Origin of the sequence: Leucobacter chromiireducens subsp. chromiireducens (genome assembly GCF_016758255.1) — a bacterium.
Lineage (GTDB): Bacteria > Actinomycetota > Actinomycetes > Actinomycetales > Microbacteriaceae > Leucobacter > Leucobacter chromiireducens.
The window spans coordinates 449719-472855 of sequence record NZ_QYAD01000002.1; the positions used below are offsets into that span (position 1 = coordinate 449719).

A 23137-nucleotide genomic window follows, 5' to 3' on the forward strand; every position below is an offset into this window, starting at 1 on the left:
GCTTAGCTTGGCACAGCCTCGCCCGAGGGTGTGGCGTCGAGGCCGAGCGCGGCGAGCGTTTTGCGCACCGCGCCCTGCGCCTCCGTGGCGGAAAGCTGGCCCGTAAGCCACCGGCCCGAGAGCCCCTCGACAAGGGCGGTGAGCGTCAGCGCGAGCCCCGCAGCATCCGCGTCGGGTGCAGCCTCAGCGATGAGCGCGCGCACGTCGGCTTGCCAGGAGGCGGTGGAGCGGGCGACTGCGGTGGCCCGATCCCGATCGAAGACCGCCGCAGCACGCAGCTCGTTCCACGCAGTCGACCCGGCGCGGATACCCGGCTCGTCGCCGAACTCGGAGCACAGCAGTGCGGCCAACCGCGCCGCCGGGGTATGCGTCCCGGAGACCTCGTCCGCCCGGCGCGTGGCGCTCGCCGTCACCTCGTCGAGCGCGGCCTGCAGTAGGCCATCGCGATCGCCGAAGTGGTAGGGGAGCAGGCCGATCGATACGCCGGCCTCGCGGGCAACTGCGCTCATGCGGAAGCGCGCCAGGCCACCCCGCGCGATGACCGCGGCGCAGGCGGCGAGGATGCGTTCACGGGCGTCCTGAGACATGCGGGCTCCTCTTTCGTGTGGCGCGGCGGGCTTGACACCGCGCCCCGCAGAACTGAAACTATTTTCAGGATACCGGTTCGGAACAGGAACGAGGAAGTGCATGAGCGACCCGACCGCGAAATTTGAGCTGATCGAAGCGACGATCGAAGACGTGCTGAGCGCATTCGAGCGCGGCGAGATCACGAGCGTGTGGCTCACCGAGCGCTACCTCGCCCGCGCCGCGGCCTACGATCAGGGCCCCGAAGGCTTGCACGCGATCATCGTGCCCAACCCGCACGCGCTCGCCGCAGCGGAGGAGTCCGATCGTCGCTGGGCTGCCGGCACCGCTCGCCCGCTTGAGGGGGTGCCCTTCACTGTGAAGGATTCCTACATGGTGCAGGGGCTCACCGTGGCCTCGGGGTCGCCCGCGTTCGAGCATCTCGTCGCGCAGTGGGACGCGTTCTCCGTTGAGCAGCTGCTTGAGGCTGGCGCCGTGCTCGTCGGGAAGACAAACATGCCACCGATGGCAGACGGCGGCATGCAGCGCGGCGTCTACGGGCGCGCCGAGAGCCCGTACAACCGCGACTACCTGGCCGCCGCGTACGCCTCCGGCTCCTCAAACGGCTCGGGTGCGTCGACCGCTGCGAACCTCGCCGTGTTCGGCATGGGTGAGGAGACCGTGTCGTCCGGGCGCAGCCCCGCCTCGAACAATGGCCTGTGCGCGTACACGCCAAGCTGGGGCGTGCTGTCGATCCGTGGCAACTGGCCACTCTTCCCGGCCCGCGATGTTGTCGTGCCCCACACGCGCACCATGCCCGACATGCTCCGCCTGCTCGACGTGCTGGTGCAGGACGACGCGAACACCCGCGGTGACTTCTGGCGCAACCAGAGCATCGTCGAGCTGCCGAAGCCGAGCGCGCATCGCCCGGCAAGCTACCTTGAGGTTGCTGACGCGGACGCGCTCCGCGGAAAGCGCTTCGCGGTGCCAGCGATGTACCTGGGTGAGGATCCGAACTTCCCGATCGCGGTGCGCCCGAGCGTGCTCGAGCGTTTCGCCGAGGCCCGCGCACGGCTTGAGGAGCTGGGTGCCGAGGTGGTTGTGACGGGCTTCCCCTTGATCGAGCAGTACGAGGGCGACCGCCCCGGCCAGGAGAACGTCGACGCGCTGGGTGTGCTACCCGCCGGCTGGATGGACACCGAGTTCTCTGACTTCCTTGCCTTCGGGTGGGACGACTTCCTGCGCGCGAACGCGGATCCCGCGATCCCGAATCTCGGCGTCGTCGATCCCGATCAGATCTTCCCTCAGCCCGAGGGCACCCTGCCCGATCGCTACGAAGAGGTTGAGGACTACCCGAACCGCTACCGCGCCACCGTGGCGCTCGCGCAGGCGCCCGGCGGTGTGTCAGATCCGCGCGAGCGTGCGGACTTTGCGGACGGGCTTCGCGCACTTGTGCAGCTCCGCGAAGATCTCTTCGAGCGCTGGCTGCGCGAGGAGAGCTTCGACGGAGTCGTGTTCCCCGCGAATGCCGATGTGGGGCGCGAGGACGCAGAGCGAGATGTGGCCGCGGCCGACCACGCCTGGTCGAACGGGGTGTTCTTCTCCAACGGCAACTACGCGCTGCGCCACCTGGGCATCCCCACGGTGACGGTGCCGATGGGGCTGATGAGCGACATTGGCATGCCGATCGGCCTCACCTTCGCCGGGGCCGCCTACTCCGACCCGACGCTGCTCGGCTACGCGGCAGCGTTCGAGGCCCCGGGCTCCATGCGCGTTGCGCCCGCGAGTGCCCCCGCGCTGCCGGAGGACATCCTGGGAAACTAGCGCGCTCGGCGCCGCACCGCATCGGCGAAACCCCTCCCGGACCCCTGAAGGCTCCGGGAGGGGTTTTTCGCGGAAGAAAGTTCACATCCGATGTTGTTAAGGGCAACCTTAGCTAGATAGGATGAACTGTTTTTGCCCGCGTATGCGCGGTTTCAGCGGCGAACAGGAGCCCACATTGACCCCGACGAACAGTCGCCAAACGCGGAGTTCACGGGTGTCTCCCGTGCGTCGTGCGGCACTTCTTGTGAGCGCCGCACTGTTGCCACTCGGCCTTCTGGTCACCTGCCCCACTGCTGCGCTCGCTGCGGCGCCCCAGAAAGTGACTGTGAAGGCGAGCGTCGGCACGGATCGGGTGGTCTCAGCGACGGTCACCTGCGCGAGTGCGCGAGCCTGCGCGGGATCGCTCTCCCTGAAGCTCAGCACCGGTGGGACGAAGACGCTGAAGTATGAGGCGAAGGCCCGCGGAACGAAGACCGTCACGTGGACGCTCAGTACCGCGCAACACGGTGCCCTCGTGAAGCGGGGGAGCGCTACGCTCACCGTTACCGGGAAGGCCACGCGTCCGGGCAAGAGTAGCTTTACGCAGCGGGCCACAGTCAAGCCAGCAGTCGCCCAGGTGAGTGCGCGCAGCACGAGTTACACGGTTCCCACGACTCGCAAGTTGGCACTGTCACTGAATTGCGCCGCCGCCGCGGGGTGCGCTGGGACGATCCAGCTTGAGCTCGGCAAGACCGCGCTTGTGAAGACCCCGGTGCAGTTGAAGAAGGGCGCGCAAACGGTCACGCTGCAGCTCAGCGCGGCTCAGTACAGCAAGCTCACCGAGCAGCCGGCCACCTACACGCTGAATGTGCGCGAAACACAGCCGGATGTGACCCAGCGCACCACTGCGTTGAAGCTTGCGCGACCTGCAACGGTTCCCGAGCCGAAACCCGAGCCCCCTGTGCGCACGGCGTCGAAAGCGTACGCTGAGCGGAACTGGACCCCGGCGGCAGTGGACACCTGCCCCGCAGCGCTTCACGCGTCGTACCAGACGATTGGACCGGATGGAAAGATCTATCCCACCTGGCACCCGGCTCAGGTGACTGACCCGGCAACGGGTGAGACCTGCAGCTTCGGACACGAGCACGGGGCCGATCCACGCAGCTCGAACATTTTCGACTGGGTTTCGGCGTTCTACGCGCCGAGTGATCTTGCGCAGGGTGAACCCGTGGGGATCCCGTTTGGCTACACGAGCGAAGAACTTGAGAACTATGGCCATGAGCATGGCGGCATGGCAATGCGGCATGAGGACAACGCCGGGCACAAGGTGTTTGTTGCAAATGGCGTGAAGATGCTTGACGCGGATCGCAACTGGCTGCGCCTCGCGGATGGAAGCCAGCTGCTGTGCGACGTTTTAATCAAGCAGCACCAGGGGAGTTGGTCTCCGGATGCGACCTCAAACAATGCACACGAGAGTGAGTTTGCGGCACGCTGCAACGACGGGACCGAGATCATCACGTCGATTCTGACGCGCTTCGGGAATGCAAACGAGATGTTCGGCACCTGTGCGCCGGAGGAAGCGATCGCCACGGTGGGCAGTGTGCTGCCGGCTGGTGACGGAGGTCGCCGGATCATCCCGACAACCGACTGTGTGCGGAACAATCCCACCGACTGGACCCTGTACGAACTTTGGGAGAGCGACAGCAAGATTGTCGCCTCGGACGGCACCGTGCTTGCCGCGTTCGACCCCTGGTTCGGAGTGCGTAACCCGAGTCGAATCTACGACCGCGCATCGAGCACCGCGACCACGAACGCAATCAGCCGGCCCCTCGACTTCGCTTGGTACGCGGACCGGCCGGCCACTGACTACCTGTGGGCGGGGCTGTCTGCGACCGAACGCTTTGACTACGCCGACCCGCGCTCGCCATTCAACGGAGCACAGCGCGATTTCTACCTTGGCGAGCTTCAACTGGCGAGTGGGCCGACCGCGGACGGCATGGTCTACAGCGATCCGTACGGCGGCTCCGCTCGTGCGGATCGCACGGTGGGCGCGATCCGCCAGCTGATCCGTCCAGGAAGCGTGCTGGGCGACGTTGCGCTGAGCCGCCAAAAGTTTGACGCAAAGGCTGACTTTGGCAAGAACAACGGGGTGCACGCGCCGAACTGACGCGTCCCGTTCCGCGGGCGGCGTCGCGCCGAACACCCGCGTCCTCTGAGAGAAACAGGAACACTGTGAACAGATCAGTTATGCGCGCCCGCGCTACGCTCGGCTTGGCAGTCGCGCTCGGGCTCGTCTCGAGCGCGTGTGTCACCGCGCCGGCTCTGGCAGCACCCACCGCCACCCCCGAAGTGACTCCGGCCACGGCCACGAGCCCGGGCGCACCGCCCGTCTCGGAGGTCCGCTGGACCGGTGAAGCTGGCGGTGACCTCGGCTACGGTTCGAGCCGCTCCTCCTGCGATGTCAATGGAGACGGCTACGCGGACACCGTGGTGGGGGATTGGTGGTGGAAACGGGGCAACACCGCGAACGCGGGAGCTGCCTATGTGCTGCTGGGCGGGGCAGACCCCGTAGGCGGCGCGATTGGCACCGGAGTCGCGGTTGGCGCGGTTCGGATCGATGGCCCGAACATCCCCAACGCCTTTGCCGGAATGAGTGTGTCCTGCGCTGGGGACATCAACGGGGATGGTTTCGATGACGTCATCGTGGGTTCCAACCGCACGCAGCGCACCTGGGTGGTGCTGGGGGCAGCCGACTTCGAGCCGGTCGACGTGACCACGCTCGGCACGCGTGGCTTCGAGGTGACCAACTCGGCTGCGGTCGCCGAGAACGCTGCGCCGGGAGGTGCGGCAAACTTTGGTTTCTGGGTCACCGGCCTGGGCGATGTCAACGGCGACGGCCTCGATGATTTCGCAATCACCGACAACCTCTTCAGCAAGCCCGCCAATCCTGCGACAGGGGCGCCCGCCGCTTCGAAAGTGGGACGGGTCTGGGTGATTGCTGGCTCTGAAAACGTCAACACTATTGATGTTGCCTCCGAAGCAGGTGCGGCTCGCGTGCTCTTCACGATCGACGGGGCAGGTGGGCAGATTATTTCCGCTGAAAATGTCGGTGACTTCAACGGCGATGGCCTCGCCGACGTGGTGGTCGGCAGCTACGGCGCTACGCCCTGGGGTGCTGCGACGCCAGTGCCCGGAGCGGCCTACGCTGTGTTTGGTTCCACCACACCGCAGAGCGTCGATGTAGGGGCGCTCGGCGACCGCGGCTTCGCGGTGTACGGGCCGCAGCGCGGCCGGGACCGGCTCGGCACATCAATCGCGGCGCTCGGAGACATCAACGGTGACGGGAAGGCCGACTTCGTGGTTGGTGGCGACGGCGTTACGAATGCCGCGACCGGCCCGCGCGCTGGTGGAGCAGCCGTCGTCCTGGGCTCCGACTCCACGCAGACCGTGTTCACCCGTCCCGGTGCGACGAACAACGCGGTCTACCAGTGCGAGGACGCGACCACGAACACGAGCGGCAGCTGCACGGCGGGCGAAGCGCCGCGCGGATACTGGATTGACGGTGCCGCCGCGGATGACAAGTTGGGTTGGGCCTCTGCAGGGCTCGCCGATGTGAACGGGGACGGGGTTCCCGAGACCCTGCTCGGCGCATGGGGCCATGATTCCGCCGGCGCAAACGCCGGTGCAATCTATGTGGTCTACGGGCGGCCGGGGTTCTCGGGAACCATCGCGACTGCGGGGTTGAGCGCTGCGGACGGTTTCCGGATTGACGGGGCAACCGCTGGGGCGCAGCTGGGCCGCTCGGTGGGCGGCGTGGTCGATTTCGATGGCAACGGGGTGCCTGACGTGTTGGGCGGAGCGAATGGCACCGACTACGCCGCTGTCTACCTCCTCGGTGCGGCGAAGACCCAGATTGAGCTCGCTGCAAACGAGCTGAGCGTTGGGACAGGGGGAACGATTACCGCGACAGTCTCTGCTCCTCGCACCGGGGCAGGATCCCCGCACGGGACTGTCACGTTTGACCAGGCGGGCGCCACGATTGCACAGTGTGAGGCCGTCCCCGTCACCGACGGGAGCGCCACCTGTGCGGTTTCAGAGCTCCCCGCGGGTGGCTCGCAGACATTTGCCGCGGAGTTCTCCGATGAGAGCGGCAGCTTTGCGCCCGCTCGCGCAGAACTTGTCGCTGAGGTTGCGAAGCTCAGTTCCGCCACGCGTCTCGGAGGCGATAGCACTGGGACGGCGGGCGATGAGCTCGAGTTCACTGCGACCGTAGCCGCGGGCGCCGGTGGAGAGGTCACGTTCTTTGCGGGGGAGACGGAACTGGGTTCGGCTCCCGTGGAGCAGGGCCTCGCCACCTTCGCCTACACGTCCCCGGTCGCCACGACGTTCCAGCTCACCGCAAAGTACTCGGGTGACGCGCGCACCAACGCCTCAACCGCGAAACCTCGTCGTGTCACAGTTGGACTGATCCCGGTCACGCTTGGCGCGGTCACGGTCGAAGCCGCAAAGGTCGTGTACGGCGTTCGGCCGAGCGCAACTGTTCGCGTGACCGGCGCACAGGCCGGAACGGTGTTGTTCAGCGCGGGCTCGCGCGATCTTGGAACGGCGCGCGTCGTGGGCGGGAAGGCGACGCTCAAGTTGCCAGCGCTGAGTGTCGGCAGCTACCGGATCGGGGCGGAGTACATCGGAGATGATGCCCATTCCGATACACCGCGGCGCGTGTCGGTGAACACCCTGAATGTGGTGAAGGCCACCGTCTCCTCGGCGAGCGTGACAACGACTCAGGCGAAGTATGGTGCCCGGCCAACGGTCACGGTGAAGCTTGGCAAGCTGAACAACGGGGCATCCCCCACCGGAAAGCTGGTTGTTGCGTTCGGCTCCGCGAAGCAGACCGTCACTCTCCGCGCTGATCACCGAGGGGTGATCAAGGTGACCGCGCCGCGTGCGCTCACGGGCAACGTCACGGTGACGGCTGAGTTCCCGGGCTCGGCGAACATCGCCGGCAAGAAGGCCACAGCAACCCAGAAGGTCGCGAAGAAACCCGGAAAGAAGAAGTAGGCGGGCGCTGGGCCGGGGCAACCCCGGCCCAGTTCCTCCGGCCGCGGACTACTCCTGGTCTGATGGAAGCGGTTCGGGTTCGAAGCGGTCAACGCTCAGCGCCAGGCGGCGCAGCAGCACGGAGAGTCGATCGCGCTCAGAGCGTGCCAGCCCGCCGAGGAGGCGCTCCTCCGAATCGCTCAGTCGCGTCATTGCCGCGTCGACGAGCGTGAGCCCGAGCGGCGTCATCTCGACGAGCACGCCTCGGCCATCATTCGGGTCGGTGAGGCGGAGCACGAGGCCGCGATCCACCATGCGATCGATGCGGTTCGTCATCGTGCCGCTCGACACCATGGTCTGTTGCACGAGCACCTTCGTGCTTTGGCGGAACGGCTCGCCACCGCGTCGCAGCACGGCGAGCACATCAAACTCCCATGACGCGAGGCCCGAGCGCTCAAACGCGTGCGCGCGTGCGCGGTCCAGGTGCTTCGTGATGCGCCACAGCCGCGAGAAGATGGCGAGCGGCGCGAGATCCAAATCCGGGCGCGCCGAACTCCAGTCCGCGATGATCCGATCGACCTCGTCCTCGTGCTTCATCCCCCCATTATCTCGTGCGCTCGCGGGAAGTCGGTGCGCACGCGCGGGAGGGCGGCGCCGATTCTTGCGCGAGGGTGTCACGAGCGGTCGCGGATTCTGGCAGACTAGTCGGGTGCTGTTTGGGCACGGTCCGCCTTGGTGTAATGGCAGCACGACAGCCTTTGGAGCTGTTAGGTCTAGGTTCGAATCCTGGAGGCGGAACTGGTGCGCTGCTGCGGGGGATCCTCGCGGGGCGCACACGGCCGTACCGAGCGGCCGGGAGAAAGGAAACGCACATGGCTGAACGCTCACTTGCGGTTGTGATCCTCGCCGCCGGTCAGGGAACCCGCATGAAGTCCTCCCTGCCGAAGGTGCTCCACCCCATCGGGGGCCGCTCGCTGATCGCTCACGTGCTTGATACCGCGGCAGGGCTCGCCCCGACGCAGGTGGTCGCGGTGGTGCGCCACGATCGTGACCGCGTCGCCGCCGCGATCCTGGATCACGCGCCCGACACGGTGATCGTGGACCAGGATGCCGTGCCGGGCACCGGCCGCGCCGTGGAGCAGGCGCTTGAGGCGCTGCCCGCAGACTTCGACGGCTCGGTCGTTGTGCTCTCCGGCGATGTGCCGCTCGTCGACACCGCAACCCTCGACCGCCTCGTGACGGGGCACCTCGAGGGCGGCCGAGCGATGACGATGCTCTCTGCGATCTTCGCGAACCCCACCGGTCTCGGGCGCATCTTGCGGACCGCGGACGGTGCGGTGACCGGCATCGTTGAGGAGAAGGACGCGAGCGACGCCGAGCGCCGCATCACCGAGATCAATGGCGGCATCTACGTGTTTGCCCGCCGGGCGGTCGCCGACGCACTCGCGCAGATCGACACGAACAACGCCCAGGGCGAGAAGTACCTCACCGACGCCGCCGCGCGCATCCTCGCCACGGGCGGTGCGGTCGAGGCCGTCGCCACCGACGATCCCTGGCTGATCGCCGGGGTGAACGATCGCGTGCAGCTTGCGCAGGCGGGGCGCGAGCTCAACGCCCGCATCGTGCAGGCGCACCAGCGTGCCGGCGTGACGATCCAGGATCCCGCGACCACGTGGATCGACGCCGACGTGTCGATCGGGGCCGACGCCGAGATTCTGCCCGGCACCTTCCTGCACGGCGCGACCTCGATTGCCGCCGGCGCGATCATTGGGCCGGACACGACGCTGACCGACTGCGAGGTCGGCGAGGGAGCACGCATCCGCCGGAGCGAGGCGACCCTTGCCGTGTTCGCCTCCCGCGTCGAGGTCGGTCCCTTCGCCTACATTCGCCCGGGCACCGAGCTCGGCGAATCCGGCAAGATCGGCGCGTTCGTTGAGACCAAGAACGCGAAGATCGGCGATGGCAGCAAGGTGCCGCACCTGAGCTACGTCGGCGACGCGACGATCGGCACCGGTACGAACATCGGGGCGGGAACCATTTTCGCGAACTATGACGGCGTGCAGAAGCACCAGGCCACGGTCGGCGACGGTGTTCGCGTCGGATCGAAGAATGTGCTCATCGCTCCGGTTACCATTGAAGATGGCACGTACACGGCAGCGGGTACGGTCGTGCGGAAGAACGTTCCCTCGGGTTCGCTGGCGCTGAACGTGGCGCCCCAGCGAAACATCGAGGGATGGGTGGCCGAGAATCGACCGGGCACGAGCACCGCGGAAGCGGCGCAGCGCGCGAGCGACACGTCAGCCGAGTGAGCGCGGAACAGCGGGAAAACACAGAGTGAGGAAGAACCAGCACTGATGAGCAAGATCGAGATGGCGGGGCAGAAAAAGCTCGTCCTGATTACGGGCCGGGCATACCCCGAGCTCGCCGAGCAGGTGGCTGCCGAGCTCGGCGCCGAACTCGTTCCCACCGATGCGCGTACCTTCGCGAACGGTGAGCTGTATGCGCGTTTCGACGAGAGCGTCCGTGGTTCGGACGCCTTCGTGATCCAGTCGCACACCAACCCGATCAACGAGTGGCTCATGGAGCAGCTCATCATGGTTGACGCGCTCAAGCGCGCGTCGGCAAAGCGAATCACCGTGGTTGCCCCGTTCTACCCGTACTCCCGCCAGGACAAGAAGGGCCGCGGCCGCGAGCCCATCTCTGCTCGCCTGATCGCTGATCTCTTCAAGACCGCGGGTGCGGATCGCATCATGTCGGTCGACCTGCACGCCCCCCAGATCCAGGGCTTCTTCGACGGCCCGCTCGATCACCTGTTCGCGATGCCCGTGCTGCTCGAACACTTCGAGAAGCACCTGAACCGCGACGACCTCACCGTCGTCTCGCCGGACATGGGCCGCGTGCGCGTGGCTGACGTGTGGAGTGACCGCCTCGGCGCACCGCTCGCGATCATCCACAAGCGCCGCGACCCCTCGGTTGCGAACCAGGCATCGGTGCACGGCATTGTCGGCGATGTGAAGGATCGCTGGTGCCTGATGGTTGACGACATGATCGACACCGGCGGCACAATTTCGAAGGCGGCCGAGGCGCTTAAGGAAGCCGGCGCGCGCGGTGTGACAATCGCGGCGACGCACGCGATCTTCTCCGGCAAGGCCGTTGAGTACCTGTCCCAGGACTTCATCGACCAGGTCGTCGTCACCGACACGCTCCCCGTTCCCGAGGAGAAGCAGTTCGAGAAGCTCACCGTGCTCTCGATCGCGCCCCTGCTTGCGAAGGCGATCCACGAGGTGTTTGAGGACGGCTCCGTGACGAGCATGTTCGAGGGCGCAGCCTAGGCGCCCAGACCCTCGGCCTCGCCGACAAAGCCTGAGCCCCGCCCCTTCAGCTGAAGGGGCGGGGCTCAGGCATTGAGTGCGTGTGTGGTGGCTAGAGCTCCTCACCCACCACATCGACGAGCTCGGTCCCGTACGCACCGGGCTCCGTGCCATGCCCAATCTGGCGGTAGATCTCGGGCTTCCGTGCACGGATGACGAGCGCCCAGAGGATGCCGATGATTCCGGCGGCGAAGATCATCCCGGGGAGGACGAACGTGGACGCATCCGGCTGCTCCTGCCCGAGCATCAGCTGGAAGTTCTGCAGGATCATGACGAACACCCACAGTAGCGCGATGCCCGAGATGATGGGGGCGACGAGTGTGGTCCACACGCTCAGCCCGCGCCGGTTGCGGCGGAAGAAGCCGATCACCGCCGCTGCGATCACAGCCATCAGCAGCACGAGGCCCATGGCGCCCGTGTTGGTGAGCCACGTGAACATCGTGAGCACGGGGTAGAGGAAGGCGGACTCGCCGAGCGCTGCAGCGCCGCCGAAGGCCTCACCGGCAAGCGCGAAGCCGACGACCACGACGATGGCGATCACGGTCTGCGCGACCGATCCCGCCCAGGGGGCGCCGGCTCGGCTGGTGCGCGCGAACCACGCGGGGAGCACGCCCTCGCGCCCGAGCGAGAAGAAGTAGCGCGCAACGGCGTTGTGGAAGGACTGCTGCGCGGCGAAGAGGCTCGTCAGGAAGAGCAACGTCATGACGTCCGCAAAGAGCACGCCCACCTGGTCGGTCATGAAGACAAACATGAGGTCGGGGCCAAACTCCTGCGATGCAGGTACGATCTGGGCGGGGCCGATGCCCACCGAGAATGCCCAGGCGCTGAACGCGTAGAAGACACCAATGATCGCGACGGCGGCGTAGGTAGCCCGCGGCACGGTGCGCTTCGGATCCTTCGCTTCCTCACCGTAGATGGCGGCACCCTCGAAGCCCATGAACGCGGCCACGCCGAACACGAGAATGATGCCGAGGGCAGGGCCGAACAGCGCGCCGGGGTTGAGCGTGGCGGTGGACACACCCTCGGGTGCTGCGCCGATCGCCACGATGTCGAAGATGATCACAACGAGGAACTCGAGGCCGACCAGCACGCCGAGTACCTTCGCTGAGAGGTCCACCCGGTTCACGCCGAGAATGCCAACGAGCACGATGCACAGCAGAATCCAGAGCCACCAGGGTGATGCGAAGCCGAACTTCGCCTCGAGGAACATCGACAGCTGGAATCCGAAGAGTCCGTAGATCCCGATCTGCATGGCGTTGTAGGAGACGAGCGCAATGAGTGAGGCGCCCACGCCGAGCGGGCGGCCGAGCCCCTGCGCAATGTACGCGTAGAACGCACCGGCGTTTGTGATGTTGCGCCCCATCGCGGTGTACCCGACCGCGAACACGGTGAGGATCACTGCGATGAGCAGGAAGCCGAGCGGCACCCCGAGCGACTCGGTGACGGCGAACGAGGTGGTCACGCCGCCCGCGACCACGGTGAGCGGCGCGGATGCCGCGATGATCATGAGCGTGATCGCGGGCACACCGAGCGTGCGGCGGCTCAGCCCCGGATCGTGCGCCGTTTCGGGCGTCGGTGCGGTGGTGGTCATGTGGGTTTCCTCCCCGGTCTCGCGTCTTTGCCGACCAAGCCAGCTTCGGCGCTGGCGGCACATGTGAGTGAGTCTAGGTTCGAGAAACCGTGATCAGAAGCCGAAAGCTGTGCCGTGCGCGCACGGGACATGACCGCGCGCGCACGGCTTTCCAAATGGATAGTCTGCGAGCCGGGGATCCCGCCTCGCGTCCGTCAGCTGAAGGCCGCGCGCACCTCGTCGTGGGGGAGCGCATAGCTCACGTGTCCGGCGCGACCAACGGTGTCGCGTGCCGCCACGAGGGCGTTCACCACGGCCTCCTCCGTGGCCTGCACCACCGCTTCGAAGAATGGGTCGATGCTGCCCCAGGCGACGTGCTCGAGTGTTTCCGTGCTCACGGTCTTGCCGGCCATGGCTGAGCTCAGTCCGCCGGGATTCGCTGTGGAGAACGCGAGGAAGATGTCGCCCGAGAAGTGGCTGCCCGTGGTGCCCGTGCGCGCGAGGCCGAGCGGCACGCGCCGCGCGAGGGCGCGGCACTGATCGGGGAGTAACGGGGCATCGGTTGCGACGATGACGATCACGCTCCCGGCGCCCGGGGTAGCGCTCCGCGGGGCGGTGCTGGAGTCGGCGAGGTCGGCCTCGAACCAGGGCTCGGTCTCCATCGGGTTCGGCGCCTGCGAATCCTGGCCGAGCGGCTGCCCCTGAATGCGGAGCTCTTTGCGGCCGCCAAAGTTTGCCTGGAGGAGCACGCCCACAGTCCAGCTTTCCTCGCCTGAACGCACCACGCGGGAGGCGGTGCCCGTACCGCCCTTGAAGCCGTAGCAGTTCATGCCGGTGCCGCCACCGGTGTTTCCCTCTGCGACAGGCCCGGAGGCTGCGGCGTTCAGGGCTTCGGCCGCGTGCTCGGGGCGCACGGTGTCGGCGTTGATCGAGTTGAGGTACCCATCCCAGGTCTCGCCGACCGCGGGGAGTATCCATGCGGCTGCGGTTGCGGGGTGGTGCTCCGCCATCCATGCGTCGACCCCGCGGTGCACCGCGCCAACTGCGTGTGAGTTGGTGAGCGCGATGGGGGCCTGGAGTTGGCCGGACTCCTCGATCCAGCTGCGCCCCGTGAGCTCGCCGTTGCCGTTGAGTACTGCGATACCCGCCGCGCACGGGAGCCCGGCGTGCTCGCGGCCGCGCGGCAGGATCGCGGTGACGCCCGTTCGGGCAACAACCGGGGAGTCGAAGGAGAGCGTGACCTGCCCGACGGTCACTCCTGGAACATCCGTGATTGCGTTCCAGGTTCCGGTCTCGCCGTCGAACGGTACGCCCAGTTCGCGCGCCCGTGGCGTCGTCCCATTCTTGGGCCGCTCAACATTGAACATTGTTTAATCCCCTCGTCTATGCATAAACTGCAGAACACTAGGTGTATCCCGCCGAGACTGATTCGTGTTCGAATCCTAGCTGGTTTTCACGCCGAGACAAAGGAGTCCGAAATGTCCACCACCCCCGTTCCCCACTCCCCAGTGGATGCCGCCGCCCCCGCGGCTGGGCCGCCGAGCGGCGCGCTCGCCAAGGGCCGGCTCGGCACGTGGGACATCATCTTCTTCGTGGTGTCGGCCGCCGCGCCACTCACCGTCGTCGTGAGCGGAGCCATGACCTCATTCCGCATGGGCGGCGTCGGTGCGCCGGGCGCGATCCTGTTCTGCGCGGTGGTGTTGGTCTTCTTCGCACTCGGCTTCACCGCGATGTCGAAGAGCGTCCGTAACGCCGGTGCTTTCTACGCGTACGTGTCCCGCGGGCTCGGGAAGCCGCTCGGCATCGGTGCCTCTTCGGTCACCGTTTTCGCCTACATCTCTCTCGTGATCTCCTTCTACGGTTTCATTGGCTTCTTCGCGCAGTTCACGTTTGCAGAGCTCCTCGGTATCGACCTTCCGTGGGGCGTGTGGTCGCTCATCGCGGTCGCAATCGTTGCGCTCCTCGGCTACCGTTCGATCGACGTGGGGGCGCGCGTGCTCGCGGTGCTCCTCACGCTTGAGGTTGCAATCCTCTTGGTCCTCGCGGTCGCCGCACTCGCCGATGGCGGTCCCGAGCCCTGGAGTCTCGCGGGATTCGACCCCCAGAACGTCTTCTTCGCGCCAGCAGCCGGTGCCCTCTTTGTCATGGGCTTTGGCGCCTACCTCGGTTTCGAGAGCACCGCGATCTACGCGGAGGAAGCGAAGCGCCCCGAGCGCACGATTCCACGCGCCACCATCATCGCGGTGGTGTTCCTCGGCGTGTTCTACGCCTTCACGTTCTGGATCCTCACCGTGGCGTTTGGTGCGGAAGGCGTCGTCGCACTCGCACGTACCGACGCGTTCGAGACCGTGGTGATCGAGGGCACGGGGGAACTCGCTGGTGCCTGGGCAGCGTTCGTGATGAAGATCCTCATTGTGACGAGCTTCTTCGCGTGCGTGCTGTCGTTCCACAACGCGTGCACACGGTATCTCTTTTCCCTGGGTCGGGAGGGGCTCCTCCCGAAGGTGCTTGCGCGCACAAGCCCGAAGACGCACGCGCCCGCGACCGCGAGCCTCACACTTTCGGTGTTCGCGGCAGTCGGTGTTGTGATCGCGATCCTGGTCGGAGCTGATCCGTTCCTGGGGCTCGCGCTCTGGACGTACGCAACCGGAGTGCAGGGGCTCGTCTTCGCGCAGGCGCTCGCAGCGGTGGCCGTGGTCTGGTACTTCGCACGTGACCGGCGCGGTCACAGCGTGTTCCGCGTTGTCATCGCGCCGATTCTGGGGGCGCTGGGCCTAATTGTGGGCTACGCGCTCATTGTCACGAACTTCGAGGTGGTCACCGGACTCGAGGGCCCGATCAACCAAGTGCTCTTGCTACCCACCCCGATCCTGCTCACCGCCGGAGTGATCGTTGGCCTGGTGCTGCGCGCGCGGCGCCCGAAGTACTACGCGGGGCTCACGGAAACGGTGCGTGTGCCGGATGCCCTAGGCTGAGCGCATGAACGCGACCGAGCGGCGCCGTGGAGAACGGCGCGAAGAGATCATTCGTGCCTTCTGGCGCGTCGCTCGGACGCGGCCCCGCGGCGGGGTGAACGTGCGTGCGGTCGCCGCTGAAGCGGCGATGAGCCCGGCGAATGTGCTGCATTACTTCTCGAGTCTCAACGAGCTGCAGATCACTGCGCTTGCGGGCGCCATGGAGCAGTTCGCCGAGCGGCGCCAGGATATCCTCGACCGTTCCGCGTCTGCCGCGGCCCGTGTGGCTGCCATGATCGAGGCAGGGGTTCCCGACGAAATCAGTGATGAGTTGCGTCAAGTGTACGAAAGCGTGCCTATCCTGGCGGAGCACCCCGAGTACCTGCCGGCGCACCGGGCGCTTGTCGAGCGGCAGGTCATGCTTTACCGCACGCTCGTGGAGATTGGTGCTGGCACAGGGGAGTTCACGCTCGCGTCGCCGCCCGGCATCATCGCACGCAACCTGGTTGCGCTCGAAGATGCCTACGATCTGTACCCGCTCGTGGGGGATCGGACCCCGCGCGAGGAATGCCGCGCAGCGGTGCGCTCGTATGCCGAACTGGCGCTCGGCCTCTCCGCGGGCTCACTCGTGGGCGCACTGACTGGTGCCCCGCAGCCCCGCTAGCCGCCTGCCCACCTGCCGAGCGCTCCCCACGCGCCGCGCCTGCCCGCCTGCTCACCTGCCCGCCCATCTCCACCCCACCCCGCCCGCAGGGTAGATCGCCTGCGCGGGGGCAGGCTGCTTCGCGCCGCAACCTACCTTTCGGTGAACGATCTGCCCGGGGCGGACGGAGCCGGAGTCGTGGCCGACAGTGCGGCTCGCGGGCGAGGGCTCCAACGCACGAAAGGAGGGGTGGGGCGCGTGAACGCCCCACCCCTCCTTTCAGAGTGCCGAATTAGAGAGTGTTGCCGAGCTTGAAGCCCTTCTCGCCCTCTTCGTCACGGGTGTAGGAGAAGCCGTCGGCGCCGATCGTCACGGCCATCTCCGACGCATCGGTGCGCGCAACGACGGGCTGCGGGTTCCCATCGAGGTCGAGCACGAGGGAGGCCTCCGTGTACCAGGACGGAACAACCGGGTTGCCCCACCAGTCGCGGCGCTGGTTGTCGTGCACGTCCCAGGTAACAACCGGGTTGTCGGGGTCGCCCGTGTAGTAGTCCTGCGTGTAGATCTCGACGCGGTGCCCATCCGGATCGAGGATGTAGAGGTAGAACGCGTTCGAGACACCGTGGCGGCCCGGGCCGCGCTCGATGCGATCAGACATGCGCAGCGCGCCCAGCTTGTCGCAAATCGCGAGGATGTTGTGCTTCTCGTGGGTCGAGAACGCGACGTGGTGCATGCGCGGGCCGTCGCCTCCGGTTGCCGCCGTGTCGTGGACGGTGGGCTTGCGGCGCAGCCACGCTGCGTACACGGTGCCCTCTTCGTCCTGAATGTCCTCAGTGACGCGGAAGCCGAGATCCTGGTAGTGCCGCACGGCGCGGGGCACGTCGGGGGTGACCTGGTTGAAGTGGTCGAGACGCACGAGCGCGCCCGGCGTGTACAGGTCGTAGCGCCACGCGAGGCGCTCCACGTGCTCGACGTCGTAGAAGAACTCGTAGGGGAAGCCCAGCGGATCCTCGACGCGCACCGAGTCACCGATGCCCTTGGTGAACCCCTCTGCGCGTCGCTCCACCCGGCAGCCGAGCTCGGTGTAGAACGCAACAGCCTTGTCCAGATCCTCAGGCGTGCGCACGCGGTAGGAGAACGCGGCGACTGCAGCGATGGGGCCCTGGCGCAGCACGAGGTTGTGGTGGATGAATTCCTCGAGCGAGCGCAGGTAGACGGTGTTCTCGTCTTCCTCGGTCACCGTGAGGCCGAGGACGTCAACGTAGAACGCGCGCGACGCGGCAAGGTCGGTGACCACGAGTTCCATGTACGCGCAGCGCAGGATGTCCGGCGCGGGCGACGCGGGCGTCTTGATCGCGTTGTCGGTCTTGATCGGAGCTTCCTTCGTTACGTAGAAGCCGGACGAGGTCTTTTCACGACCTTTGAGTTCAGACATTTCGTTGTCCTTAATCTTGTGAATCTTGAATTCGGTGGGTGCCCGGGCGACGGTGGCGCGAGCGGGGATGAAAGGGTGCGTGCGGCCTTACTTGCCCGCGCCGAACTTCGGCGAGTGCGCCTCGTTCAGCGTGATGTGCACGGCCTGCTGATCGGTGTAGAAATCGATCGAGCGGTAGCCGCCCTCGTGGCCGAGTCCCGAAGCCTTCACGCCGCCGAAGGGCGTGCGCAGGTCGCGGACGTTGTTCGAGTTCAGCCAGACCATGCCGGCCTCGACCGACTGCGCGAAGTTGTGCGCGCGCTTGAGGTTTGAGGTCCAGATGTACGCGGCGAGACCGTACTTCGTGTTGTTCGCCAACTCGAGCGCTTCCTCGTCGGTATCGAACGGGGTGATCGCCACGACGGGGCCGAAGATTTCCTCCTGGAAGATGCGCGCGTCGGGCTTCACATCAGCGAAGACGGTCGGCGCAACGAAGTTGCCTACGGGGAAGCCCTCGGGGCGGCCGCCACCGGCGACGAGGCGGCCCTCGCCCTTGCCGATCTCGACGTAGCTCATGACCTTTTCGTAGTGCTCGGGGTGCACGAGCGCGCCCACCTCGGTGGCGGGATCGTTCGGCAGGCCCACGACCACGTTCTTCGCCCGCTCAGCGTAGCGCTCAACAAACTCGTCGTAGATGTCGCGCTGCACGAGGATGCGGCTGCCCGCGGTGCAGCGCTCGCCGTTCAGGCTGAAGACACCGAACACGGTGGCGTCAAGCGCGGCCTCGAGGTCAGCATCCGCGAAGACCACGGCGGGGCTCTTGCCGCCGAGCTCCATCGAGAGGCCCTTCAGGAACGGCGCTGCGTTGCCGAAGATCAACGATCCGGTGCTGCTCTCACCCGTGAAGGAGATGAGGGGAACGTCGGGGTGCTTCACGAGCGCATCGCCCGCGTCCTCGCCCATACCGTTGACCAGGTTGAAGACACCGTCCGGCACACCCGCCTCGCGGAAGATCTCGCCCCACAGCGAAGCGGAGAGCGGGGTGAACTCGGCCGGCTTCAGCACCACGGTGTTGCCCGTGGCGAGCGCGGGGCCCAGCTTCCACGACTCGAGCATGAAGGGCGTGTTCCAGGGGGTGATCAGGCCAGCAACGCCGATGGGCTTGCGGTTCACGTAGTTGACCTGGCGGCCGGGCACCTTGAAGGTGTCGTCGTGCTGCGCGACGATGAGGTCCGCGAAGAAACGGAAGTTCTCGGCCGCGCGACGCGCCTGGCCCTTCGCCTGCGTGATGGGAAGCCCCGAGTCGAAGCTCTCAAGCTCGGCGAGCTGCGCGTCACGCGACTCAACGATGTCGGCGACCTTGTGCAGGATGCGCGAGCGCTCGCGGGGGAGCATCTTCGGCCACGGGCCCTCGGTGAAGGCACGACGCGCGGCCGCAACCGCGAGGTCGATGTCCGCCTTCTGGCCGGCGGAGGCCTGGATGTACGTCTCGTTCGAAACGGGATCGAGCACATCGAACTCTTCGCCGCCAATCGAGTCGACGAACTTGCCGTCGATGAAGTGGCGGATCTTGTCGGGGAGCCCTGCGGGCTTCTGCTGTGTCATGCTGTCGCCTCCGGTGGTGATTGCTGTGGTGTGTGGTGGTCTTGTGGGGGTGTGCGGCGCTATGCCGCGGGCGCTGCGTGCTTGTGCTGCTCCTCGGAGTGCGCGAGCACTGCGTCGAGCGTTGCCGTGCGGTGTGCGCGGGCGGCGAGCTCGATGTCGAGCGGAGATGCCCCCTGCTCGATGAGCTCGAGCAGGCGCTCGTGCTCGGCAACCGATTCACGCGCGCGGCCGGGCACGAAGCTGAACGAGGAATTTCGCAGCACCTTCATGCGATTCCAGCCGCGATGCACGAGATCGAGGATGTGCGGGTTGGGGCACGTTTCGAACAGGACGCTGTGGAACTCGAGGTTGAGCTCCGTGAAGCGCTGCGGATCGAATGCGCTCAGCGACTCACGCATGGTCTCGTTGATCGCGCGGGCTCGAACGACCTGATCGGGCGTAATGAACGGCGCTGCCAATCCCGTGGCTGAGCCCTCGACGAGCGCGAGCGTCTGCATGGTGTGCAGGTACTCGGTCTCCTTCACGAGGGAGACCTGCGCACCGACGTTGCGCTCGAAGGTGACGAGCTGTTCGGCCTCGAGGCGACGAATCGCCTCGCGCACGGGCACCACCGACATGTCGAGCTCGGCCGCGATGGGCGCGAGCACGAGGCGGTACCCCGGCACGTACTGCCCGCTGTCAATCCGTTCCCGGATGAGGCGGTACGCGCGCTCGGACTTCGACTCGGCGGTCATGGCTATTCCGCACCCGTCTCGGCTTCGTACCGCGCGCGCCACTCGGCGTTCATCGGGAAGAGCCCGTCCACTGCGTGCCCCTCGGCGACGCGGTCGGCGACCCAGGCATCAGCGCGCTCCTGCGCAGCCGCCTCGGCAGCGACCTCGGCGAGCAGGAAAGGCGGGATCACGAGCACGCCGTCACGGTCGCCCATGATGATGTCGCCGGGCTGCACTGCGGCTCCGCCGCACGCAATGGTGACGTCGGTCTCCCACGGCACGTGGCGCCGGCCCAGCACGCTCGGGTGGGCGCCCTGCGAAAAGACCGAAATGTCGAACTCTTGCACGGCGGCAAAGTCTCGCACGCCGCCGTCGGTGACGATGCCGGCGGCCCCGCGGACCTGCGCCCGCAGTGCGAGCACGTCGCCGACAGTGCCGGTGGAGGGGATGCCGCGTGCCTCGACGACGAGCACCTCGCCCTCGTTCACGGTGTCGAACGCGCGCTTCTGCGCGTTGAAGCCGCCTCCGTGCGCCTTGAACAGGTCGGGGCGGAAGGGGATGAAGCGAAGGGTCTTCGCCGTGCCGAGGATGGTGTCGCCCTCGTGGTTCGGGTACACGCCATCGATAAAGATGTCGACGTAGCCGCGCTTGCGCAGCGCGGCCGACACGGTTGCGACGGCGACGCCCTCAAGCTGCGCGCGAATCTCGGGGGTAAGCACCTGAGCGGGGGTGCCCTCGAGCGGGGTCGCGCGGCCTGCGGCGACCGCTGCGGCGTGCTCCTCCTCGCTGCCCCACGCCTCGACGCGCTGCAGATCGTCGGTCTTCGGGGTGTTTCCGAAGTCGCCGAAGGCGGTGGTGCCCTGCGTGACCGTGGTGACGAGTCGCCCGGTGGTGGGGGCGCCCGGCGCATTCGGGGCGTCCACCTCAACCTCGACAACATCGCCGGGTAGCACAACGGAGGATCCCGCGGGGGTGCCGGTGAGGATCACGTCGCCGGGCTCGAGCGTCATGTGCTGCGAGAGATCTGCAACGAGCTGACCGAAGGGGAACTTGAGGGTGTCGCTCGTGTCGTCCTGAACGAGTGCGCCGTTTACCCAGGTGCGCACGCGCCAGGCGTCCTGAGTAATGCCGTCGGTCGCGATCGCCGCGGGGCCGATCGGCGTGAAGCCGTCGCCGCCCTTGTTGCGCACGTTCGACCCCTTGTCTGCGGCGCGCAGATCGTACAGGCCGAAATCGTTGGCTGCCGTGACCTGCGACACGTAGTCCCAGCCGTCCTCGGGGGATACCCAGCGGGCCGTCTTGCCGATCACGAGTGCGATCTCGCCCTCGAAAGCGAGAAGCTCAGTTCCAGCCGGGCGCTCGATGGTGCCACCGGTGGGGGCGAGCGACGAGGCGGGCTTGAAGAAGTAGGAAGGGAATGCAGGCGTGCGGCCGCGCTGTGCGATCCGCGACGGGTAGTTGAGGTGCACGGCAATGATCTTGCCGGGGGTCTCGATTCCGTACGTCATGGCTACCTCGCTCATCTCGTTGTATTTCTTATCGTATACGATCCGCTGGGGTTTGTGAAGACCCGTCGGAAGTGTGTGAATTTCGGTGATTGGGATCGGGGCTGTGCCCAGACCGGCCCTTGCCCGCGGCGGGCGGGGCTGACGGAACGGGCATCAGCGTGCGGGGTGCTAGTAGCTTGCCCGGGCCGCGCCCGCGTTGCCGCCGGTAAAGCGTTCAACGAGTGCCTCGGTTTGGCGGGCCAGGATGGCCACGTCCGCGCCAACCGCGACGAAAGAGGCGCCGGCCTCGATGTATCGCTCGGCGTCCGCGGGGACAAACGCGTTGACTCCCACCGGCTTGCCCACTGCGACTCCCGCGCGGATGGCGCGCAGCACATTCTCCACGACATCCGGGTGCGCCTGCTGTCCCAGCAGCCCCATCGATGCCGCCAGATCCGACGGGCCGACAAAGATCGCGTCCACGCCGTCGACCGCAACGATTCGTTCGACGTCCGCTACGGCCACCGCCGACTCGATCTGCACGGTGAGGCTGATCGTCTCGTCCGCGCGACCGAGATACCCCTCAACCCGGTTCCAGCGGGCCGAGCGGGCGAGCGCCGAGCCCACGCCGCGCACCCCGCCGGTGGCGGTGCCGTCGGGATACCGTACCGCGCGCACAATCTGCTCGGCTTGCTCCGCGGAATCCACCATAGGGATCAGGAGGTTCTGTGCACCGAGGTCGAGGTACTGCTTAATCGTGACTGTGTCGCCGAAGGGTGGCCGCACGAGCGGCGCGACCGGGTAGGCCGACATTGCGTACAGCTGGGCGAGCACCGACTCGAGGCCGTTGGGGGAGTGCTCGGCGTCGAGCAGTACCCAATCGCAACCGCTGCCCGCAACGATTTCCGCGGTGACGGGGCTGCCTGCGCAGGCCCAGAGGCCGATGAGCGGCCGCTCGGAGGCGTCGAGTCGCGTGCGGAGGGTGGCCGGAAGCTCTACACGAATCGGCATGTCACCGACCCCAGCTCGTTGTAGTCCGCGTGCACCGTGTCGCCGCGCTCCACCCACATGGGCTTCGTGAACGAGCCCGCGAGGATGATTTCGCCGGCCTCAAGGGACTGGCCGTGCTGTGCAAGCTTGTTGGCGAGCCAGGCAACGCCCATCGCCGGGTGGCCGAGCACCGCTCCGGCAACGCCCGAATCCTCGATCGTCTCGTTGCGGTAGAGCAGTGCGGGTACCCAGCTGAGATCCACCTCGTCGACCTTCACGGGACGGCCGCCGATCACCATTGCACCCATCGCGGCGTTGTCGCTGATCGTGTCGACGATCGTGCGGCCCTCGAGCTCGAGGTGCGAGTTCAGTACCTCGAGTGCGGGGACGACATACGCGGTCGCGTCGAGCACGTCGAAGATCGTCGTGCCGGGGCCGGAGAGCGGCTTGCTGAGCACGAATGCGAGCTCAACCTCGATGCGCACATTGGAGTAGCGGTCGAACTCGAGCACGGAGCCTGACTCGAAGACCATGTCGTCGTGGATGACACCGTAGTCGGGCTCCGAGATGCCCGTTGCCACCTGCATCACCTTCGAGGTGAGGCCGATCTTGTGCCCGACAAGCTTCGCGCCCTGCGCGATGCGACGATCCGACCACACCTTCTGGATGGCGTACGAGTCTTCGATCACCATGTCGGGGTAGCGACTGGTGAGCTTCGGCAGTACCGCGCGGTCGCGATCTGCCTGCACGAGCTCCTCGGCGATGGCGTCAATCTGGGTCTGGTCGAGCACGGGGCCTCCTTTGGTCGTACTTCGAATCGTATACGATCCCGATCCGGGTGCCAATGGGTCACGCGGCTGTCGCGAAAAAACTCCCGGTGCGCCGGGTGTGTGCGCCGTCGCAAAATCGTTATTCTCGGACCGTAGACGAAAGTTTGCTTTTTTAGTCAACGTTCGTAGAATGAAAGCGACGGCACGCCGAAGTGA

At 66.7% G+C, this 23137-nt stretch carries 17 protein-coding genes and 1 tRNA gene; 8 read left to right on the plus strand and 10 right to left on the minus strand.

Annotation, left to right across the window (positions count from 1 at the left end):
* Nucleotides 1-2: 2 nt before the first annotated feature.
* Entirely contained in the window at nucleotides 3-587 is a 585-nt protein-coding gene (locus tag D3226_RS08095; RefSeq protein ID WP_202382014.1) for a TetR/AcrR family transcriptional regulator, read from the minus strand.
* 100 nt (nucleotides 588-687) lie between these two features.
* Here D3226_RS08095 and D3226_RS08100 point away from each other — a divergent pair, with 100 nt between their 5' ends.
* The 3 genes from D3226_RS08100 to D3226_RS08110 all read left to right on the plus strand — a co-directional run bounded on the left by D3226_RS08100 (nucleotide 688) and on the right by D3226_RS08110 (nucleotide 7425).
* Complete coding sequence (locus tag D3226_RS08100; protein ID WP_202382015.1) at nucleotides 688-2388, plus strand: amidase; 1701 nt, start codon at nucleotides 688-690, stop codon at nucleotides 2386-2388.
* A 244-nt stretch (nucleotides 2389-2632) separates the two neighbouring features.
* Nucleotides 2633-4534: a hypothetical protein gene (locus tag D3226_RS08105; RefSeq protein WP_202382016.1), complete on the plus strand. Its 1902-nt coding sequence runs from the start codon at nucleotides 2633-2635 to the stop codon at nucleotides 4532-4534.
* An 80-nt stretch (nucleotides 4535-4614) separates the two neighbouring features.
* Entirely contained in the window at nucleotides 4615-7425 is a 2811-nt protein-coding gene (locus D3226_RS08110; RefSeq protein WP_202382017.1) for an Ig-like domain repeat protein, read from the plus strand.
* Nucleotides 7426-7473: 48 nt separating this feature from the next.
* Here D3226_RS08110 and D3226_RS08115 read toward each other — a convergent pair whose 3' ends face one another.
* Nucleotides 7474-8001, minus strand: coding sequence for a MarR family winged helix-turn-helix transcriptional regulator (locus D3226_RS08115; RefSeq protein WP_202382018.1), 528 nt, complete (start codon nucleotides 7999-8001; stop codon nucleotides 7474-7476).
* 129 nt (nucleotides 8002-8130) lie between these two features.
* Between D3226_RS08115 and D3226_RS08120 the strand changes: the two genes are divergently transcribed.
* From D3226_RS08120 to D3226_RS08130, 3 genes are all read left to right on the plus strand, one after another.
* Nucleotides 8131-8202 (plus strand) — tRNA-Gln (locus D3226_RS08120).
* 74 nt (nucleotides 8203-8276) lie between these two features.
* Nucleotides 8277-9713 carry a bifunctional UDP-N-acetylglucosamine diphosphorylase/glucosamine-1-phosphate N-acetyltransferase GlmU gene (gene glmU / locus D3226_RS08125; RefSeq protein ID WP_202382019.1) on the plus strand — a complete coding sequence of 479 codons (1437 nt, stop codon included), beginning with the start codon at nucleotides 8277-8279 and terminating at the stop codon, nucleotides 9711-9713.
* A gap of 45 nt (nucleotides 9714-9758) precedes the next feature.
* Complete coding sequence (locus tag D3226_RS08130; RefSeq protein ID WP_202382020.1) at nucleotides 9759-10736, plus strand: ribose-phosphate diphosphokinase; 978 nt, start codon at nucleotides 9759-9761, stop codon at nucleotides 10734-10736.
* Between the two features lie 91 nt (nucleotides 10737-10827).
* Here the strand turns inward: D3226_RS08130 and D3226_RS08135 are convergent, their stop codons facing one another.
* Entirely contained in the window at nucleotides 10828-12366 is a 1539-nt protein-coding gene (locus tag D3226_RS08135) for an APC family permease (protein WP_237462573.1), read from the minus strand.
* Nucleotides 12367-12560: 194 nt separating this feature from the next.
* The gene (locus D3226_RS08140) at nucleotides 12561-13712 is read right to left on the minus strand and encodes a DmpA family aminopeptidase (protein WP_202382021.1); all 1152 of its coding nucleotides are present in this window, start codon (nucleotides 13710-13712) and stop codon (nucleotides 12561-12563) included.
* A 111-nt stretch (nucleotides 13713-13823) separates the two neighbouring features.
* On the opposite strand from D3226_RS08140, the gene D3226_RS08145 reads away from it, so the two are divergent.
* A complete protein-coding gene (locus D3226_RS08145; RefSeq protein WP_202382022.1) occupies nucleotides 13824-15320 on the plus strand; it encodes an APC family permease in 1497 nt (498 codons plus the stop codon).
* A 4-nt stretch (nucleotides 15321-15324) separates the two neighbouring features.
* Nucleotides 15325-15963 (plus strand): TetR/AcrR family transcriptional regulator, encoded by a 639-nt coding sequence (locus D3226_RS08150; RefSeq protein ID WP_202382023.1) that lies wholly within the window; start codon nucleotides 15325-15327, stop codon nucleotides 15961-15963.
* A 271-nt stretch (nucleotides 15964-16234) separates the two neighbouring features.
* On the opposite strand, the gene hpaD is transcribed toward D3226_RS08150, so the two are convergent.
* From hpaD to hpaH, 6 genes are all read right to left on the minus strand, one after another.
* Complete coding sequence (gene hpaD, locus D3226_RS08155) at nucleotides 16235-17377, minus strand: 3,4-dihydroxyphenylacetate 2,3-dioxygenase (protein ID WP_202382024.1); 1143 nt, start codon at nucleotides 17375-17377, stop codon at nucleotides 16235-16237.
* Nucleotides 17378-17464: 87 nt separating this feature from the next.
* Complete coding sequence (gene hpaE / locus D3226_RS08160; protein ID WP_202382025.1) at nucleotides 17465-18961, minus strand: 5-carboxymethyl-2-hydroxymuconate semialdehyde dehydrogenase; 1497 nt, start codon at nucleotides 18959-18961, stop codon at nucleotides 17465-17467.
* Between the two features lie 59 nt (nucleotides 18962-19020).
* Complete coding sequence (locus D3226_RS08165; protein WP_202382026.1) at nucleotides 19021-19695, minus strand: GntR family transcriptional regulator; 675 nt, start codon at nucleotides 19693-19695, stop codon at nucleotides 19021-19023.
* 2 nt (nucleotides 19696-19697) lie between these two features.
* Nucleotides 19698-21182, minus strand: a complete 1485-nt coding sequence (locus tag D3226_RS08170; RefSeq protein ID WP_202382176.1) for a fumarylacetoacetate hydrolase family protein — start codon at nucleotides 21180-21182, stop codon at nucleotides 19698-19700.
* A 168-nt stretch (nucleotides 21183-21350) separates the two neighbouring features.
* Complete coding sequence (locus D3226_RS08175; RefSeq protein ID WP_202382027.1) at nucleotides 21351-22172, minus strand: HpcH/HpaI aldolase family protein; 822 nt, start codon at nucleotides 22170-22172, stop codon at nucleotides 21351-21353.
* On the minus strand, nucleotides 22157-22942 hold the full coding sequence (gene hpaH, locus D3226_RS08180) for a 2-oxo-hept-4-ene-1,7-dioate hydratase (RefSeq protein ID WP_202382028.1): 786 nt from the start codon (nucleotides 22940-22942) through the stop codon (nucleotides 22157-22159). Before hpaH ends, D3226_RS08175 begins: the two co-directional genes overlap by 16 nt.
* Nucleotides 22943-23137 lie beyond the last annotated feature (195 nt).

Coding starts and splice junctions, on each gene's coding strand:
- hpaE (WP_202382025.1), bottom strand. CDS start 18,961: ATGACACAGCAGAAGCCCGCAGGGCTCCCCGACAAGATCCGCCACTTC.
- D3226_RS08150 (WP_202382023.1), top strand. CDS start 15,325: ATGAACGCGACCGAGCGGCGCCGTGGAGAACGGCGCGAAGAGATCATT.
- D3226_RS08095 (WP_202382014.1), bottom strand. CDS start 587: ATGTCTCAGGACGCCCGTGAACGCATCCTCGCCGCCTGCGCCGCGGTC.
- D3226_RS08115 (WP_202382018.1), bottom strand. CDS start 8,001: ATGAAGCACGAGGACGAGGTCGATCGGATCATCGCGGACTGGAGTTCG.
- D3226_RS08110 (WP_202382017.1), top strand. CDS start 4,615: ATGCGCGCCCGCGCTACGCTCGGCTTGGCAGTCGCGCTCGGGCTCGTC.
- D3226_RS08135 (WP_237462573.1), bottom strand. CDS start 12,366: ATGACCACCACCGCACCGACGCCCGAAACGGCGCACGATCCGGGGCTG.
- D3226_RS08175 (WP_202382027.1), bottom strand. CDS start 22,172: ATGCCGATTCGTGTAGAGCTTCCGGCCACCCTCCGCACGCGACTCGAC.
- D3226_RS08100 (WP_202382015.1), top strand. CDS start 688: ATGAGCGACCCGACCGCGAAATTTGAGCTGATCGAAGCGACGATCGAA.
- D3226_RS08130 (WP_202382020.1), top strand. CDS start 9,759: ATGAGCAAGATCGAGATGGCGGGGCAGAAAAAGCTCGTCCTGATTACG.
- D3226_RS08165 (WP_202382026.1), bottom strand. CDS start 19,695: ATGACCGCCGAGTCGAAGTCCGAGCGCGCGTACCGCCTCATCCGGGAA.
- glmU (WP_202382019.1), top strand. CDS start 8,277: ATGGCTGAACGCTCACTTGCGGTTGTGATCCTCGCCGCCGGTCAGGGA.
- D3226_RS08140 (WP_202382021.1), bottom strand. CDS start 13,712: ATGTTCAATGTTGAGCGGCCCAAGAATGGGACGACGCCACGGGCGCGC.
- D3226_RS08145 (WP_202382022.1), top strand. CDS start 13,824: ATGTCCACCACCCCCGTTCCCCACTCCCCAGTGGATGCCGCCGCCCCC.
- D3226_RS08170 (WP_202382176.1), bottom strand. CDS start 21,182: ATGACGTACGGAATCGAGACCCCCGGCAAGATCATTGCCGTGCACCTC.
- hpaD (WP_202382024.1), bottom strand. CDS start 17,377: ATGTCTGAACTCAAAGGTCGTGAAAAGACCTCGTCCGGCTTCTACGTA.